This window comes from Bacillus sp. COPE52, from assembly GCF_003355115.1.
Classification (GTDB): domain Bacteria; phylum Bacillota; class Bacilli; order Bacillales; family Bacillaceae_G; genus Bacillus_A; species Bacillus_A toyonensis.
On sequence record NZ_CP031292.1, the window covers coordinates 557,018 to 573,275 of the forward strand.

At 34.3% G+C, this 16,258-nt stretch carries 14 protein-coding genes and 5 pseudogenes; 15 read left to right on the forward strand and 4 right to left on the reverse strand.

The genetic code is table 11. The features are described 5' to 3' along the window. Positions 1–107 precede the first annotated feature (107 nt). From DPQ31_RS02710 to DPQ31_RS02720, 3 genes are read left to right on the forward strand one after another with little or no spacing between them, the layout of a single operon-like run. The gene (locus tag DPQ31_RS02710) at positions 108–347 is read left to right on the forward strand and encodes a PLD nuclease N-terminal domain-containing protein (protein WP_016130585.1); all 240 of its coding nucleotides are present in this window, start codon (positions 108–110) and stop codon (positions 345–347) included. Continuing rightward, complete coding sequence (locus DPQ31_RS02715; RefSeq protein ID WP_208731525.1) at positions 344–1,249, forward strand: ABC transporter ATP-binding protein; 906 nt, start codon at positions 344–346, stop codon at positions 1,247–1,249. Before DPQ31_RS02710 ends, DPQ31_RS02715 begins: the two co-directional genes overlap by 4 nt. Then, on the forward strand, positions 1,246–2,034 hold the full coding sequence (locus DPQ31_RS02720) for an ABC transporter permease (protein ID WP_098711775.1): 789 nt from the start codon (positions 1,246–1,248) through the stop codon (positions 2,032–2,034). Before DPQ31_RS02715 ends, DPQ31_RS02720 begins: the two co-directional genes overlap by 4 nt. Before the next feature lie 524 nt (positions 2,035–2,558). Here the strand turns inward: DPQ31_RS02720 and DPQ31_RS02725 are convergent. Beyond that, positions 2,559–3,935: an alpha/beta hydrolase family protein gene (locus DPQ31_RS02725; protein ID WP_208731526.1), complete on the reverse strand. Its 1,377-nt coding sequence runs from the start codon at positions 3,933–3,935 to the stop codon at positions 2,559–2,561. A gap of 518 nt (positions 3,936–4,453) precedes the next feature. Here DPQ31_RS02725 and DPQ31_RS02730 point away from each other — a divergent pair. The 4 genes from DPQ31_RS02730 to DPQ31_RS02745 all read left to right on the forward strand — a co-directional run bounded on the left by DPQ31_RS02730 (position 4,454) and on the right by DPQ31_RS02745 (position 6,655). Continuing rightward, positions 4,454–5,152 carry a YwqG family protein gene (locus DPQ31_RS02730; RefSeq protein WP_097957864.1) on the forward strand — a complete coding sequence of 233 codons (699 nt, stop codon included), beginning with the start codon at positions 4,454–4,456 and terminating at the stop codon, positions 5,150–5,152. 220 nt (positions 5,153–5,372) lie between these two features. After that, a complete protein-coding gene (locus DPQ31_RS29205; RefSeq protein ID WP_255294265.1) occupies positions 5,373–5,498 on the forward strand; it encodes a recombinase family protein in 126 nt (41 codons plus the stop codon). Positions 5,499–5,853: 355 nt separating this feature from the next. Beyond that, the gene (locus DPQ31_RS02740) at positions 5,854–6,159 is read left to right on the forward strand and encodes a hypothetical protein (RefSeq protein WP_208731527.1); all 306 of its coding nucleotides are present in this window, start codon (positions 5,854–5,856) and stop codon (positions 6,157–6,159) included. Between the two features lie 58 nt (positions 6,160–6,217). Further along, positions 6,218–6,655 (forward strand): GNAT family N-acetyltransferase, encoded by a 438-nt coding sequence (locus DPQ31_RS02745; protein ID WP_098711778.1) that lies wholly within the window; start codon positions 6,218–6,220, stop codon positions 6,653–6,655. A 25-nt stretch (positions 6,656–6,680) separates the two neighbouring features. Here the strand turns inward: DPQ31_RS02745 and DPQ31_RS29210 are convergent. Then, positions 6,681–6,860: pseudogene (locus tag DPQ31_RS29210) on the reverse strand (hypothetical protein); the annotation flags it as partial. A 140-nt stretch (positions 6,861–7,000) separates the two neighbouring features. Between DPQ31_RS29210 and DPQ31_RS02750 the strand changes: the two are divergent. Next, positions 7,001–7,345 carry an inositol-3-phosphate synthase gene (locus DPQ31_RS02750; protein WP_223268722.1) on the forward strand — a complete coding sequence of 115 codons (345 nt, stop codon included), beginning with the start codon at positions 7,001–7,003 and terminating at the stop codon, positions 7,343–7,345. Between the two features lie 251 nt (positions 7,346–7,596). On the opposite strand, the gene DPQ31_RS02755 is transcribed toward DPQ31_RS02750, so the two are convergent. Then, positions 7,597–9,075, reverse strand: a complete 1,479-nt coding sequence (locus DPQ31_RS02755; protein ID WP_208731528.1) for an FAD-dependent oxidoreductase — start codon at positions 9,073–9,075, stop codon at positions 7,597–7,599. A 238-nt stretch (positions 9,076–9,313) separates the two neighbouring features. Between DPQ31_RS02755 and DPQ31_RS02760 the strand changes: the two are divergent. Continuing rightward, a pseudogene (locus DPQ31_RS02760) lies at positions 9,314–9,484 on the forward strand (malic enzyme-like NAD(P)-binding protein); the annotation flags it as partial. Between the two features lie 142 nt (positions 9,485–9,626). Here DPQ31_RS02760 and DPQ31_RS02765 read toward each other — a convergent pair. Next, positions 9,627–10,006: pseudogene (locus DPQ31_RS02765) on the reverse strand (IS4 family transposase); the annotation flags it as partial. 427 nt (positions 10,007–10,433) lie between these two features. Here DPQ31_RS02765 and vanR-A point away from each other — a divergent pair. The 6 genes and pseudogenes from vanR-A to DPQ31_RS02795 all read left to right on the forward strand — a co-directional run bounded on the left by vanR-A (position 10,434) and on the right by DPQ31_RS02795 (position 15,472). Continuing rightward, complete coding sequence (gene vanR-A / locus DPQ31_RS02770) at positions 10,434–11,129, forward strand: vancomycin resistance response regulator transcription factor VanR-A (RefSeq protein WP_097957873.1); 696 nt, start codon at positions 10,434–10,436, stop codon at positions 11,127–11,129. Beyond that, complete coding sequence (gene vanS / locus DPQ31_RS02775) at positions 11,107–12,273, forward strand: vancomycin resistance histidine kinase VanS (RefSeq protein ID WP_098711780.1); 1,167 nt, start codon at positions 11,107–11,109, stop codon at positions 12,271–12,273. Before vanR-A ends, vanS begins: the two co-directional genes overlap by 23 nt. A gap of 205 nt (positions 12,274–12,478) precedes the next feature. After that, positions 12,479–12,611, forward strand: a pseudogene (locus DPQ31_RS29790) (vancomycin resistance protein); the annotation flags it as partial. A gap of 149 nt (positions 12,612–12,760) precedes the next feature. Continuing rightward, positions 12,761–13,499, forward strand: a pseudogene (locus DPQ31_RS02785) (D-alanyl-D-alanine carboxypeptidase family protein). A 56-nt stretch (positions 13,500–13,555) separates the two neighbouring features. Next, positions 13,556–14,194: a VanZ family protein gene (locus DPQ31_RS02790; RefSeq protein ID WP_208731529.1), complete on the forward strand. Its 639-nt coding sequence runs from the start codon at positions 13,556–13,558 to the stop codon at positions 14,192–14,194. A gap of 294 nt (positions 14,195–14,488) precedes the next feature. Beyond that, the gene (locus tag DPQ31_RS02795) at positions 14,489–15,472 is read left to right on the forward strand and encodes a glycerophosphodiester phosphodiesterase family protein (RefSeq protein ID WP_097957879.1); all 984 of its coding nucleotides are present in this window, start codon (positions 14,489–14,491) and stop codon (positions 15,470–15,472) included. The last annotated feature ends 786 nt before the right edge of the window (positions 15,473–16,258 follow it).

Sequence of the window (16,258 nt, forward strand, 5' to 3'; positions counted from 1 at the left end):
TTTTATTCTCATTATAAATAATGAGAATAATATTTGCAATTCATCCGTTCTTGTTTTATCATTATTATTATCAATAATGATAATGAATTTAGAAAGGATTGATAATAATGCAATTACATTACGGATTAAATGACCTTAAAAACATTGATCTTATGTCTATTCTACCCATCATATTGCCGGTTATTGCGGTGGGGGCACTTTTAGTATTAATTGCATTCATTGATTTATATCGGCATAGAAAAATAAGAAAAAATGTACTTGTATGGACGCTAATTATTCTTTTCATTAATATATTGGGACCTATTCTGTACTTTGTTATAGGGAGAAAGGACAGTGAGAAATTATGAAATTAGAAATTAGAAATGTGACAAAAGTATTTAAAGGAAAAATTGCTGTCAATAATTTCTCGATGGAACTGCAATCGGGGGAATGCGTCGGATTAATTGGACCAAACGGAGCAGGGAAATCCACATTAATAAAAGTAATTTCAGATATTATTAATTCAGTTGCTGGTGAAGTCTTATTGAATGGGATAAAAATATCAAAAATGAAAAGAGAAATTGGTTATTTACCACAATACCCTAATTTTTTCCATTGGATGACAGCGAGAGAAACGCTTACGTTTATGGGCCAACTTTCGGGATTGAAAAAAGAAGAATTATCAAAGTCAATTCCAAAAATTTTGGAGAAAGTTGGACTAAGGGGCGAAGAAAACTCAAAGGTTGGTACGTTTTCTGGTGGAATGAAACAACGACTTGGTATTGCACAAGCATTACTGCATAAACCTTCGCTTATTGTCATGGATGAACCGGTATCCGCATTAGATCCAATCGGTCGACGAGAGGTATTGAATCTAATTGAAGAAATAAAAAAAGATACAACCATTTTATTATCAACCCATATATTAAGTGATGCAGAAGAAATCTGTGAACGATTTGTCATTATAAAAGATGGAACAAAAATAGAAGATACAACGATTACTGAGCTTTTACACCGTAATAATGAAAATAAATTAATTATTGAAATAACAGCTAAAGATAAAAAGTGGATTGAAGTTGTGCAAAAATTATCTTATGTGAAAGACGTAGAAGTGATTGGGCTTAAAATCAAAGTGAAGGTTGAAAGTATCGAAATAAACAAGAATTTATTGCTACAAAATGCACTTGAACATAAAGTGGACATCGTTAAGTTTGAAATAAGCAACGATACTTTAGAAGAAATTTTCTTAAAGTTGGTGGTGCAAAAATGAATAACTTACTTGTATTGATAAAAAAAGAATGTGTTCAAATGTTACGTGATTTTAAGATCCTTTGGCTACCAATTGTTTTTATATTTTTAGGCGCAACACAGCCAGTAGTAACTCATTATTTACCATCAATTCTGGAAGCATTAGGTGGAGGACAGGGAATTACCATTGATCCGAGTATGGCAACACAAAAAGGAGGCGCAGTATTAGCGAGTACTTTGGGATCCCAGTTTGATCAGCTTGGACTTATGATTCTAGTGATTTCTATGATGGGTACTATTCAAACAGATAAAGCCAATGGTATGTTGGCCTTTATTTTAACAAGGCCCGTTACTGTTACTTCATATTTAGGTGGGAAAATAGTGTCGAATTATTTAATGGTAGCTTGTAGTGTAACAATTGGATACGTTACTTCTTATCTATATGTAAATTATCTTTTTACTGCTGTTCCATTTTCACATATGATTACTGGATTACTATTTTATCTAATATGGATTCTTTTTATCGTATCTTTCACAACAATGATAAGTGCTATTTTTCACAGTCAAGGTATTATTGCGTTAATTTCAATTGTCTTCCTTTTAGCCTGTAGAATAATCGTCGGTTTGAATCCAATAATGGATCAGCTTAATCCAGCCAGTATGAGTAAGCATGCAATGGAAACGTTAGTTACGGGATTAGTAAATTCAAATGTAATAGATAGTGTGTTACTAACAATTGTATGGATTTTATTGACACTCTTCGTAACGAATTATTGGATTGTTAATAAAAAGTTTAATCATGAATAAACAGGGAACAACTTTGATGAGGATATGGGATTTTTGCTTTGGTTTAGTGGCAAGGATCTTACTTCTGTATTTATTACCTTACTATCAATCTTAATAATTGATAACCATTTACTTACTCCTGAATATACAGAAACTTATAATTTTAAATAAATTAAAACCGATAGTTTTTTAACATGGGAATAATCGGCTTTTTTATGTCGAAATTTACTTAACTTATATTTCGTATGCAAATCTTTCAATCGCCTACACTAGCCCTTTAGAAAAAAGAAACAATATCTCCTAAAATTTACTTTGCGTAAGCTTAGCTTGATAGCAATGGGGTAGCACCACATGCCCATCAAGCTAACAGAACAGGTTGCCCCCAAAATGATAAAAATGAACTTCATTGCTATAAAAGACTCTAATTTTTCATTTTGGGGCAAATATTATATTAAATGATGTTGAAAATAATAGATATGTCTGAATCACTAGTTTCAAAAAAGCCTTCACGCAATGATGATTCCATGAAGGCTTTTGATGTTTTCTTATTTTTTTGTCTCATTGACCCATGTAATAATGTCCTGGATGACGTACTCGGGAACATTTGCAGGGATTTCGTACTCACTTGGAAGACTCAATTCCCCGTCACCCTCCGTGAAGAAATGATTCAATTTCGGATATTCTTTGAACTGAACATTCCCGCGGTTTGAAAGTCCTTCCTGCCATTTTGTATAATCTTCTTTTACTGTTACTTGATAATCGCGTGCCCCTTGCAGAATCAGCAAAGGCTCTTTTCGTGATTTTGCCTCCTCAACTGGACGCCACCTAGTAACATCATACATAAAATGAGGAGACGGAAACGGAAAATTGTAGCCAGCTGGCGGATGGTCAGGATCGAAAGTAGGATCCAGGATAAAAGCGAACTGTCTTTTTAGTTCATCGATTACTTCCTTTGGCGCCCCAAGGTATTGACTCACATCAATGGCAGTGTCAGTCAAAGGGCGTGCAGGTGGTGCGAGTAAGATACTTCCTCGAACAAGTGAGGAAGGCGCTTTGCTCAGTATTCGCGGCATTGTGCCAGCTCCTTGGCTATGTCCGAGAATGAAAATATTATTTGGATCAATGCCTTCCTGCTGCGCTGCTGACTTTGCTGCATATACGGCATCATCTGTAGTATCACGGTCCAACGTAACAGGTTCTGCACTCATCTTTAATGCATGTTCTAAGGTACGTTTTTCATAGCGTAACACTGCAATTCCGTTGGATGAAAGGCCCACCGCAAGGTCTCGTAAGATTTTTGTTCCCAAATAGGTAGCATCGCGATCATGGATGCCAGCACCATGAACAAGAACAACAACGGGTACCTTTTCACCAGGCTTATGTTTCGGAACTGTTAATGTGGCTGGTAATGGATAAGTAGAATTTCCAATGACGATTTCACGTTCTTGATAGGAAGCAGGTTGGTCATATCTAGGATGCGGAATGTAAGATTCCTGGGGCGGCCTTTCTCCAACTTCATCTACTTTCCCGCCAGGTGTGAATTTAATGAGTAGCGGTATGGTAGTTCCTTCAATAGCTCCTGGAATTTCCACCGTCTGATGGACCAAGTTTCGTTCTTTTATTACAGGTGTTCCCATGATTTTCATCCCACTTTGTGTCCACCAGTTTTGTAATGTGTTTGCTGTAAACTTGGATTGAAAAGCAGCAGACGTCAACTGAAGTGCCTCTGCATACTTACCTTGCTGGAGATATTCAAAAAATAATGATGTACGCTCCGTTAAAGAGATTTGTTTCTTTTCTGCAGATTGCTCCTCACGTGTATCTGCGTGAATAGCTGTTGTAAGCGGGAAAGATGAAACACCTAAAGAAAAGAGTAGGGTAAAGGTAAGTACTGATTTTTGTATTTTCTTTTTTTTATTCATGTTTTAACCTCCAATATGTGATGGTAAAAAACAGGTATGGTAATTAGGATTCTGGTGCAAAAACTTCAAAATATTTGCAAGTAATCTCCAAAACTTTGACATACTGATATTATTACTCTAAAAAACCGTAGATTTCTACTTTTTCCACATGCATATAAACTTCAGAAATGATCTTTCTTCCTTCATTTTATATTTTGATTATAGGAAACAAAGCTCTCGTTTTTCTTACTTGATACTTACAAATTCCTTAATTAGAGGATATTTTAAAATCTTAGGTTGATAGATATGTGGTGCTACCCCATTAATAAACCGAAATCTCTTGATTAAATAAAAGTGAATTCGGTTTTATTACTGTATAGTACAAAATTGTTTTAAATTGACAGTAAAACAAAAAAAGATACGTGAAGTTACTGCTAACAGCACCCTTCAAAAGAATTGTTATAACAACACACACATTATTGATACAATATAATTATTCATTGAAATAAAAAAAATATAAATTTAGGGGGAGAAAAACTTTGGAAATAGATCAAATAAAGAATGTCCTAAGAAAAAGAGCAACTATCTTTCATACAGGAGGAAAAAGACCCGATTTATCTATAAATGAAAGTTGGATTGGAAAGATTACCTATTCATTACCGGATGAAACTTACCCAATCGACCGCTATCAAGACAAAATGTATGCAACCATGATGATTAATTTAACTCAAATACCCTTTGTTCCAGAAGCAGTAAAAGATATGAAAGCCATCGCAGTATTTCTTTCTCCAAACTTTGCTAAAGACTTGTCCAACTTATCAGGAAATTTTTGTATTAGAGAATATGATTCTTTAGAGGAACTAGTACCAAATGAGATGTCACTTACGTTTCCAAATCTAAAACCTTTTCCCTTAATACCTAGATTAGTAACTGATGAGTTTCCACAATGGGATACGGAAGATTTTCCAAACAACATGCAAGATAGAATTTTAGAACTTGAAAACACAATTGATATTGACTACTACGAGGATATTTTTGAAGAAAATCATTACATACATAAATTAGGTGGCTATGCTTGTTTTGCCCAATCAGGCATCCAATGGCCCGAGGATTATGAATTTGTTTTTCAAATAACAGACGATCCAAAAGCACATTTAAAGATTATTCATGGCGGCGGAATTTATTTTGCTAAAAATAGTAAAACAAATGATTGGATCGCACATTGTGATTTCTTATAGGGGTCCCGCCACATGCCCATCAACCTAAGAAAAGCAAATACCCCAAAACGAGAAAATTGACATCACCAGATGAAAAAAGAAATTTTTATTACATATTAGGACAAAATCTAGTTCTGGGAGTAATTATATTTTCTTAGCCTGATAGGTATGTGGTGGACCCAAAGAAGGAGATATAGTTGTTGAAGCTCGGATGAATCGATTAGCCAAAAATTTAAAACACATGTTAGAACTCGTTGAAAACTTGGCAAAGCGAAATGTTCATATAGTTAATCTGGATTATAATTTTGATACAAGAATAGCAACTGGAAAAATGCTCATTCATATTATTGAAGGTGTTGCTGAGTAGGAACGAGAGTTATTGAAAGAAAAGCAAAGAGTCGGATTAGGCATTGTTAAAAAAGGGGGACAGCTGGGTCGTCCTCGTAAGTGCGGGAAGAAACATGAAGGGATGGAACATGCTATCCATTTATATAAAGAAGATAAACGTACAATAAATCAAATTTGCAATATTACCAAGTGAGTCGTTCAGCGTTTTATCGTGAAATTAATAAGAGAAATTTGAAAATGAATAAATAATGTTCTATGAATTTATTAGCAAATAAAATTCATAGAACATTGGAAAATGTCATAATTTCAAAAATTACTTTGCTAAATATTGATGCTAATTTTTATAGATATTATTGGAAGTGGGGTAATGTTGTATGAAATCGATAAATGTAAATGGGAATATATATCATATTGAATGTATTCCTTTTGAAGATAAGAGTGAGCAGGACGAAGAGGGATACTACGAATATTTTTACAAAGGAGTCAATTTATCGTTTCACTCCGACAAAGAAACAATAAAAGCTCGAATTTATGATGGGGAAGAAGTAATATATTTCTTAAAAAATCTAATTCTTACTTTGGATAAAGATTTTGAAGCGATAAAGGTATATATAATTAAAGAATATGATGTAAAAAAATTTAAGATTCCGGGTGGGGAAAAGGCCTATATAGAATTATAGCAATAATCGATCTCAGTCTTTACCATGGATATATTAAATACAAAAGGTAGGTAGTTATATGATTCGTGAAGCTCAACCAAAGGACAGCAATGTAATTGAAAATCTATATAAAAAATTAGCACCACATAGCAAAAATATTAAGGTTTTACCAGAAAGAATTGAGCAGATAAGGAATGATTCTAATAATTTTTTATTTGTCTATGAGGAAAGTGGTAACGTCAAAGGAAGTATATTTATGACGTTTTGCCTTGATCCTGGATATCAATTTAGACCGTATACTGTTTTAGAGTATGTGATTGTAAATGAAGATTTTCGAGGTAATGGGATAGGGGAAAAGTTATTGAAACATGTAGAAGAGATATCAATTGCAAGGGGATCCACAAGAATTATCTTATTAAGTAGTGCAACTAGAATAAAAGCACATAAATTCTTCACTAAAAATGGATACAATGGAACCATAAGTAAGGGTTTCAAGAAGTATATACCAATTATTTGAATTTTATTTATAAGTGTTTTTCTTTAGAATGCTCCTTCATGATTCTAGACCAAAAACGAATTTCATTTAATGATCGTTCAACAAACTTTACAGACGTAACACCCGTATCAGGGTGTAATGAGGTTTCATCCCTATTTATTCTTAATCCCCCACTAAATACTAAGCTAGTTCTATTCTTATGAGTAAATATATATATAAATACCATCAATAAAAATTCATGATGATATTGATAAATCTCATATACATGTAAAATTAACCTACCTTATTATTATCAGTAACCAAAGTAAGTCTACTCCTTATACAAAAATAGGTAAGGAGCGGGCTTACTTTTCTTCTGAAGTTTTATTGGGCTACAGTCACTTTGATCATAAAGTAAGAATTCATTACTTTCCTGTCCGAGGAGATAGGAAAGAGGCCTGGGATACCATTGACTTTGAAGGTTGGTTAGGAGAACGAATGACAATGAAAATTAATTGGTTAGGTATTGATTCGATTTTAGCTGCTCCTCTAATAATTGATCTGTCCCGTTTTATGGATCATGCACTTAGAGAAGGAAAGGTAGGAATAATGGAACATCTTTCACTCTTTTTTAAATCACCAATTGGAACAGGGGAGTATGCCCTTGATCAACAATACCAAACATTATTGGAATATGTGAAGAATTCCAATAATGTTTGGTATCCGCAATGACCTTAGAGTTGAAAAAATATGAATATAGTATTTGTGATAAATAGCTTTATTATTATCTGAAATAGGTAATTAATTAGGAGAGCTTTATTAGAACGTGATTTAGAGCACTTTATTTCATATAAAATGACCCCCGCTGATAGTTGTGGGGGCCATATAAAATCCTAATGTTTTAATGTTTATACTAAAAATTTTCTTGATTCATGCTATAAATAGTTTAGTATAAAACCATCTATACTAATAAATAGGATTTTTTAAAAATTATCTAATTTTATTTTCAAATCTTTACAGTAATCTCTTTTGTCATACTCAATGTAAGCTATGTGACCATCGGGGCGAATTAAAATGACATCCATATTTTTTAACTGAGAATCCTGTGTTTCTCCTACAATCACCTTTATGTGCGAATTAATGTTCATTTTATCTATTTCTTCTTTATAAGACGGATGTATTAATAAAATATATTTACCATCTTGCATCAATTCAAAGAGTTTATAAGTTTTCTTATTTTGAGAAGAAATAGTAAGATTTATACATCTTTCCCCTGTAAATGGGTGCCTTTCTTTCGTATGCATAGAGGAATATATAACCCCTAAGCCACTTACTCTTTCAGCTAAATCTTGATTCACCTCTGGGTATGTGAGTAAATGCGAGAATAACTCTCTTAACTCTATACCTGCATTTGAGAAGTTTATCATTAATTGTTCTTGCGCTTGTACTTCCTTGAAAAATTGTCTTCCCACAGCATGTCGTTCAATATGATAACTTTCTAATAGGCTTTCATATTTTTTTTGTTTTATAGCGAGTCCCAATTTCCATCCTAAATTAAAAGCGTCTTGTAAACCTACATTTAAGCCTTGTCCTCCTGCAGGGAAATGAATATGCGCCGCATCACCTGCCAAGAATACACGCTTATATTGATAAGTATTCGCTAGTTTGGTTGCATTTCCAAAACGAGAAAGCCATATTGAGCTCTTAATTCGAATATGTTCACCTGTAATGTTATAAATACTATCTATAAGCTCTTTTTCTGTGACAGCAACATGAACAGGTTTTGTCTGATTCTTAGGATCTACAATTGCAAAACGAAATACATCACGTGCAATAGGTACCATCATTATTATCCCATTTATATTAGATGTAGATAAAAATGGATTATCTGGTACATTTTCTAAAATGACATCACCCAATATAGCAGTTGTTGTTGTATCTGTTCCATTAAACGATATATGTGATAACTCACGAACTACGCTTCTTGCGCCATCAGCGCCTACTACATAAGGAACTTCTATTTTATATATTGTTTCTCTTTGCTCTATTTCTAGTTGTACGAATGTATCATACTGTTTTAAATTTTTTAAAGTATGACCACGTTTAATGTCTACACCTAATTCCAATGCACGCTCTTCTAATATTTCTTCTGTAATAGATTGGGGAATAAAAAGCGTATATGGAAAATCAGTATCTAAATTTTTAAAGTTTAATCTTGTATCTAGGGCAGCAAAATGGCTTGTATCTGATTTCTTCCCTCTAGATAAAAATCGATTTTCAATACCTCTCATAGCCATTAATTCTAAGGAGCGGGGGTGAAGTGTGAGTGCTCTAGAATTTCGTATCCGAGTTAACCTTCTCTCTAAAACGACAACTTTTACGCCTTGAATAGCTAATTCACATGCTGTCATAAGTCCAACTGGACCACCACCAATTACCGCTACATCATAATAATTTTCCATTTCATGCCCTCCATTTATTTTCGTAATTAAGAGCTAATGCAAAAATGTGTACAATAATAAATTTGTAAACGATATTTATTGTACGTATATAATTATACTCCATTTTGGTTTCCTTGGAAACTAAAATGGAGTACCCTTGGAATATCCCTTATATCCAGCATCCAATTTAACAGTTAGTTTATTCTTTTTATTTCCATAAAGTTTAGAAAAGCATATAAAATGGAAGGATAATGTGGGTGCTTTCTTTTTCCCAGAGCTAGGACTTGGAACAATTGTTGTACGTGCAAGCGTTATGATAGATGGAATGTTCGCAGCAGCTACTGAAGCAGTTGCAGAAGGTATTGCTAGAGAAAACTTAAGGGATAACGATATCAAGATTGCAGTAAAAGAAGTAATGTGGAAGCCTTAGTATCGTCAAATAAAAGTGGTAGAAAAGGTTAGCATATAGAAAGCCTGTTTATAATAATTAGGCGTACGGTCCCATTATAATCTAGCCAATTAGGTAGATATCGGTATTATTATCCAATACATTAAATTAATTAGGAGCATGTAGTTGAATCTAAAATACGAATCCGCTTGAAAACAGAAGTGTATGGAGAAGAAATCGGCATAGATGAGGTCATTTTTTGCTTAGTTGTTCGGCTAGTAGGTGTTGTAAAAGTTGGACGGCCGTTTTATTAAACCATTGATTCAGTCCCTCAGGGCAGATGGGTACTTCTGTTGATGCTTCTAAATAGCTAGATAACTGAGTTAAAGAAGTCATAGCTACATTTTGGCTCACTCATACACATAAAGCTGTTAAATCTTTTGCTTGGTACTTACTGGTTCGTCGTATAAACCCAATATCTCTAGCAAGATTCCGTAAGGTATTTGGAGGTGAAAAACTTTGAATCTCTTGAGCAAATAGTTGTAATTCGTCAGACACAGACATAAAAACGCCATCCCTTCTTATGATTCTACAGAAAGATTAGTGGTTTTTTTCATTTTAGGGGGCATTTTATTTTGTTAGATTGATAGCAATGGGGTAGCATCACATCACTATCAATCCAAGGTTTTACACTATCCATAAAGCAAAAAAGACGTTAACCTTTCCTATGATTCTACAGAAAGATTAGCATGTTTTTTCATTTTAGAAGGACACTTTGTTTTGTTATGTTGATAGGGATAGGGCTTTAAATTTTGAGTTCGATAGATCTATTATCCTTGGATTAAAGTTAAATCCGAAAATCTATTCTGTGTAACCGGCTGTGTCTATGTACTCAGATAGGACTTTACTTGAAGTGGTAGGTATGATAGGCTCGTTATTTGGAAAAGATTCCGATTGAGAAAAGCAAATTTATAAAGGAGGATTGATATTTATGAGCGATAAAATACTTGTCGTAGAAGATGAACGCGAAATCGCCGATTTGGTTGAGCTATACTTGAAAAACGAGAATTATACGGTTTTCAAATACTATACCGCCAAAGAAGCGTTGGAATGTATAGATAAGACTGAGCTTGACATTGCTATATTGGACATCATGCTCCCCGATGCAAGCGGTCTCACTATCTGTCAAAAAATAAGGGACAAGCACACCTATCCAATTATCATGTTGACGGCGAAAAATACGGAGATAGATAAAATCACAGGGCTAACAATCGGCGCGGACGATTATATTACGAAGCCCTTTCGACCACTAGAGTTAATTGCGCGAGTCAAGGCGCAGTTACGCCGATACAAAAAATACAATGGAGTAACGACACAGAACAAAAATGTTATCGTCCACTCTGGCCTTGTCATTAATATAAGCACGCATGAGTGTTCTCTGAACGAGAAGCCGTTATCCCTCACTCCCACCGAGTTTTCAATCCTACGCATCCTCTGTGAAAACAAGGGGAATGTGGTTAGCTCTGAGCAGCTATTTCATGAGATATGGGGTGACGAATATTTCAGCAAGAGCAATAACACCATCACCGTGCATATCCGACATCTGCGTGAAAAAATGAACGACACCATTGATAATCCAAAGTATATAAAAACGGTATGGGGGATTGGCTATAAAATTGAAACATAAAAATAAGAATATAAAAATCGATTATTCCAAACTAAAACGAAAACTCTATCTGTATATCTTTGGGATTGTTATGGCAGCAGTTGTGTTCGTGTTGTTTTTGCGTCTATTTATCCAGGGGACACTTGGGGAGTGGATCGTAAGTTTTTTGGAAAACAGTTATCACTTAGAGCGCTGGGACGCGATGATAATTTATCAGTATACTATACGGAACAATATAGAAATCTTTATTTATGTGGCAGTTGCCATTAGTATTCTTATTCTATGTCGCGTCATGCTTTTAAAATTTGCAAAATACTTTGACGAGATAAATACCGGTATCGATATACTTATTCAGAACGAAGATAAACAAATTGAGCTTTCTGCGGAAATGGAGTTCATGGAACAGAAGCTCAACACATTAAAGCGGACTCTTGAGAAACGAGAGCATGATGCAAAGATGGCCGAACAAAGAAAAAATGAAGTTGTTATGTACTTGGCGCACGATATTAAAACGCCCCTTACATCCGTTATCGGTTATCTAATCCTGCTTGATGAGGCACCAGACATGCCGAGAGAGCAAAAAGCAAAGTATGTACATATCACGTTAGACAAAGCGTATCGCCTCGAACAATTAATCGACGAGTTTTTTGAGATTACGCGATATAACCTCCAAACGATTACGCTCATGAAAAAACATATAGACCTATACTATATGCTGGTGCAGATGACTGATGAATTTTATCCACTGCTTGCCGCGAATGGAAAACAGGTGGTCATCCATGCTTCCGAGGATTTGACCGTATTCGGTGACCCTGATAAGTTGGCGAGGGTTTTTAACAACATTTTAAAAAACGCCGCTGCATACAGCAAGGACAACAGCGTCATTGAAATTACGGCGGGCCTTTCCAGGGATGTGGTATCCATCGTTTTCAAGAACGCCGGAAACATCCCCAAAGATAAGCTCGCTACCATATTTGAAAAATTTTACAGGTTGGATGATGCCCGTTCTTCTAATACGGGCGGCGCGGGACTTGGATTGGCGATTGCAAAAGAAATCATTGTTCAACATGGCGGACAGATTTACGCGGAAAGTAATGATAATTTCACGATGTTCACGGTAGAGCTTCCGGTCTTCCCAGACTTGGTTGATAAAGGGTGTTCCTAAGAAATAAACCTTGTTTCTTAAGAAAATCTTAAGGTCATCTCTACTTTTTCTTAAGAAATTAACAATTTAATATTAAAAAATGGCTCGTTCTTATGCGGTAGACTTAAAGCGTAAGAACGAGCTTTTTTTGTTTCGTCAAAGAAGGATATGATAAGTTATACATGGATTAAAATAGCTCACATGTTTAGAAAAAGAGAGATACAAATATTCCTTTTGGCGACTTGTACACCGTGCGGACAAGCATATTCCCTAAAAAGAAGATGGGTCTTACGGTGACAAATGGCAAACTCACTACCGCGTCGGGCTGCGACTTGTGTCAAATGAGCAATCTGCTGTTTTGAATGTTCCTGCACACACACTGAGTGGGGCAGCAACGTTTAGCATCGCCCTTCAGAAAGCAATCGTTAAGAGCTACATACCCGAAATCTCCCGCGCTGACCCAGTGCGGGATTATCATCAAGCAGCTCACTTAAGGAGGAAACTGAAAATGAAGAAGTGGGGTTTCTTATTGTTAGGTTTATTGTGCTTAGGTTTTACCTTCATTAATAAAGAACTATTTTTTTCAGGATAAAATAGAGATTCAAAAATATGATCAAAATCACAAAGATAATATAGGGACCACCTTAAATATCCAAAAGAAAGAGATTGCAAAAGAGCAGATCTATCAAGGCAATCTGCTCTTAATCAACAGTACATACCCTATTCGCCAAGAGAGTGTAAAATCGGATATTGTAAATTTATCTAACCATATTGAATTGATAAATGGATACGGGGTGCTTAATACGGATATTTATCTGTCAAAAGGAATAGCACAAAAATTTTCAGAGATGGTCAATGATGCTTTAAAGGAAGGGGTTAGTCAATTTTGTATTAATAGTGGATATCGTGACTTTGATGAGCAAAGTGGATAGAAAAAAATGCTTGGAGATACGGCTTTATCTTACGCTATCCCTCGGATAAAACGGATGTTACAGGAGTTCAATATGAACCTTGGCATATTCGCTATGTCGGTTTGCCTCACAGTGCGATTATGCAAGAAGGAAGAATACCTGGATTATTTAAAAGAAGAAGAGAGCATTTCAGCAAGTATTGATGGGGAAAAATATACGATTTCATAATATCCCTTTTTTCAAAACAAGACAATTGACGTTGAAATACCAGCAAATGAATTTTATGAAATATCTAGAAATAATATAGATGGGGTGATTGTGACCACCCGTTCTTGAATTATATTCTAAAATGACACATTTATAGATTAAAATGTAAAGTTAGGAGTTTCTATATGCATTCAGGAGTTTTGATTAATTATTTATATACTTATTTTTTTACTATTATTTTTTGTATAGTGTTTCAAATTGGATTTTATTTTAAAACGAAAAAAAAAATATCTATTCAGCATTTTCTATGGGTGTATGTTTTTCTATTCTACCTTTCACTAGTGTATAAGGTGACGCAGATAGGGACTATATGGGACATAGGGAGATACGAAACATTAATTCGCGCAAATCAAATTAACTTGATTCCATTTGCTTCTGAAGGTATGGCTACTTATGTCTTAAATATTTTACTGTTTATGCCATTAGGTTTTTTATTGCCGACTATTTGGCCGCAGTTTAGAACAATAAAAAATACTGCCTATGCTGGATTCGGTTTTTCATTGGCTATTGAGTTAGGTCAATTGCTAGATAATAGAATTACAGATATTGATGATTTATCTATGAACACCTTGGGAGCAATTATTGGGTATTTATTATATAGAGCTTTATTTAAAATACTATATATAAAAGATGAAAAAAAGCTTAATAATAACTCTTCTCTATTAATAAAATACGAGGCAATTTTTTATTTAGTTTGCTCATTTGTAGGTATGATGTTAATTTATTATCCAGTTTTATTTAGACGTCCTCTAATCTCCCAATAAGGTGATTAAGATACTGTCAGGTAATATAAATATAGTAAATTAATTTTTAAATAATAGGATATCACATATACCCATTTATATTAAATTCTCACAGAAATCTTTCGACACTATTCTTACTGAAGGTTGAGTAATTATTAAATTGATTTCTATCGCTCCCGTTTTATATCAAATTACCAGCCTTTAATTAACAATTATATCCATTTCAAAAAAATAAGATAGGCTGTAATATTTACCAGTATTTAAATGCCGAAAATTATTTAAAGCATTTCAACCAATATTTAAGAGGAGAATACAATGAACAAACTAAAAAGCTTACTAAAACGCAAAACGACTTGGATAATTCTTATCCTTTTCGTATTTGTTTATGTAAATAACAGTTCTTTTTTTGCTAAGAGGGACGATGGAACTCCTCTTCTTCTTGCTCACCGAGGACTTTCGCAAACATTTAGCATGGAAGGGATCGAGGGTGATACATGTACAGCAGAAAGTATACATAAACCTGAACATCCTTATTTAGAAAATACAATTCCATCTATGGAAGCGGCATTTAAAGCTGGAGCAGATCTAGTAGAGTTTGATGTTCAACCAACTAAAGATGAAAATTTTGTTATTTTTCATGACTGGACTCTTGATTGCCGTACTAATGGAAAAGGTGTTACAAGAGATTTTACAACAAAAGAATTACAAGCACTTGATATTGGTTACGGTTATACAGCTGATGGGGGTAAAACGTTCCCATTTCGTGGTAAAGGGATTAATCTTATGCCAACACTTGATGAAGTACTTAACCATTTTCCAGATCGTTCTTTTCTTATTCATATTAAAAGTGATGATGAAAATGAGGGAATCCAATTGGTTTCTTACCTCAAGAAACTTCCAGCGAAACGCCTTGATCAACTAACTGTATATGGCGGCGATAAACCCATTGCTGCGATAAAAGATCGTCTCCCTAGTTTACGAACAATGTCAAAAGCAACCATGAAAAAGGATCTTCTGACTTATCTTGCGATAGGATGGACTGGCTACATACCTTCAAGCATGGAGCATGGAGAGTTACATATACCAGATAAAGTAGCTCCTTGGCTTTGGGGATGGCCAAATCGTTTTCTTAATCGAATGGATAAAGCAGATACTCGAGTTATCGTTGTAGGAGGGAATGGGCTTGGGTTTTCAAGTGGATTTGATTCGTCTGAAGATATAAAACGCCTTCCTGACGATTATACAGGTGGAATTTGGACAAACCGCATTGACAAAATAGCACCGTTATTCAAAAAATAAGTGATGATATAACAATCGAAGTTTTATATACTGAAAAACACCTCTGATTTCCTATACATAATGGGAATTAGAGGTGTTTTTGTATGGAGCTTACTTTATTTATATACAAATGTAAGACAAGGACCAAAGAATAAACCGCTAGATGTACAAAATAAGCTGGATCTTCATAACTAATTGTAGATAAGTAAATTTTTCGTTTGGGGGTACTTTAGAATCTTAGCTTGATGGGTATGGGGTACTTTCAAACTCTTAAGTTGATGAGCAATTGGTACTATCCCCGTCGCTATCAACAGCTATTATGGAAATGCTAGAGCTAAAGAAAATTACGTTTTATAAAATAATGAAGGAATATGAGGAAATAAAGTAGCATCTCTACTATGAGAAATCCTACTTTTTCTCTGGTTGTAAGAATCTTGAAGTATTTGCATCAGAATAGTATTATGTATATCGAAAAAAATAAAAGACAACTCCAATTAAGAGTTGTCTATTTGTGTAATAAAATTCCCAAAATATGAAGGTATACAAACGAATATAATACGTTATGGTTGATATTATAACAAAAACGAATAGTATTGTGAATAAAAAGAATATTGCAATGATTTTTTATGGTTTTAGTTAAAAATCTTCGGAAATAAACCTTTTATAAAGGTTTATTTTCAGGCTGTGGAGAAAGTCTTCTCCACAGCCTGTTTATGTGTCTGAACCTCTTTTTATGTGTCAACACTGATAAAAAAGAGGTAAAGGAGAGATTTTTTATGATGGGTGCTTTAAAAAATCATCGTGATG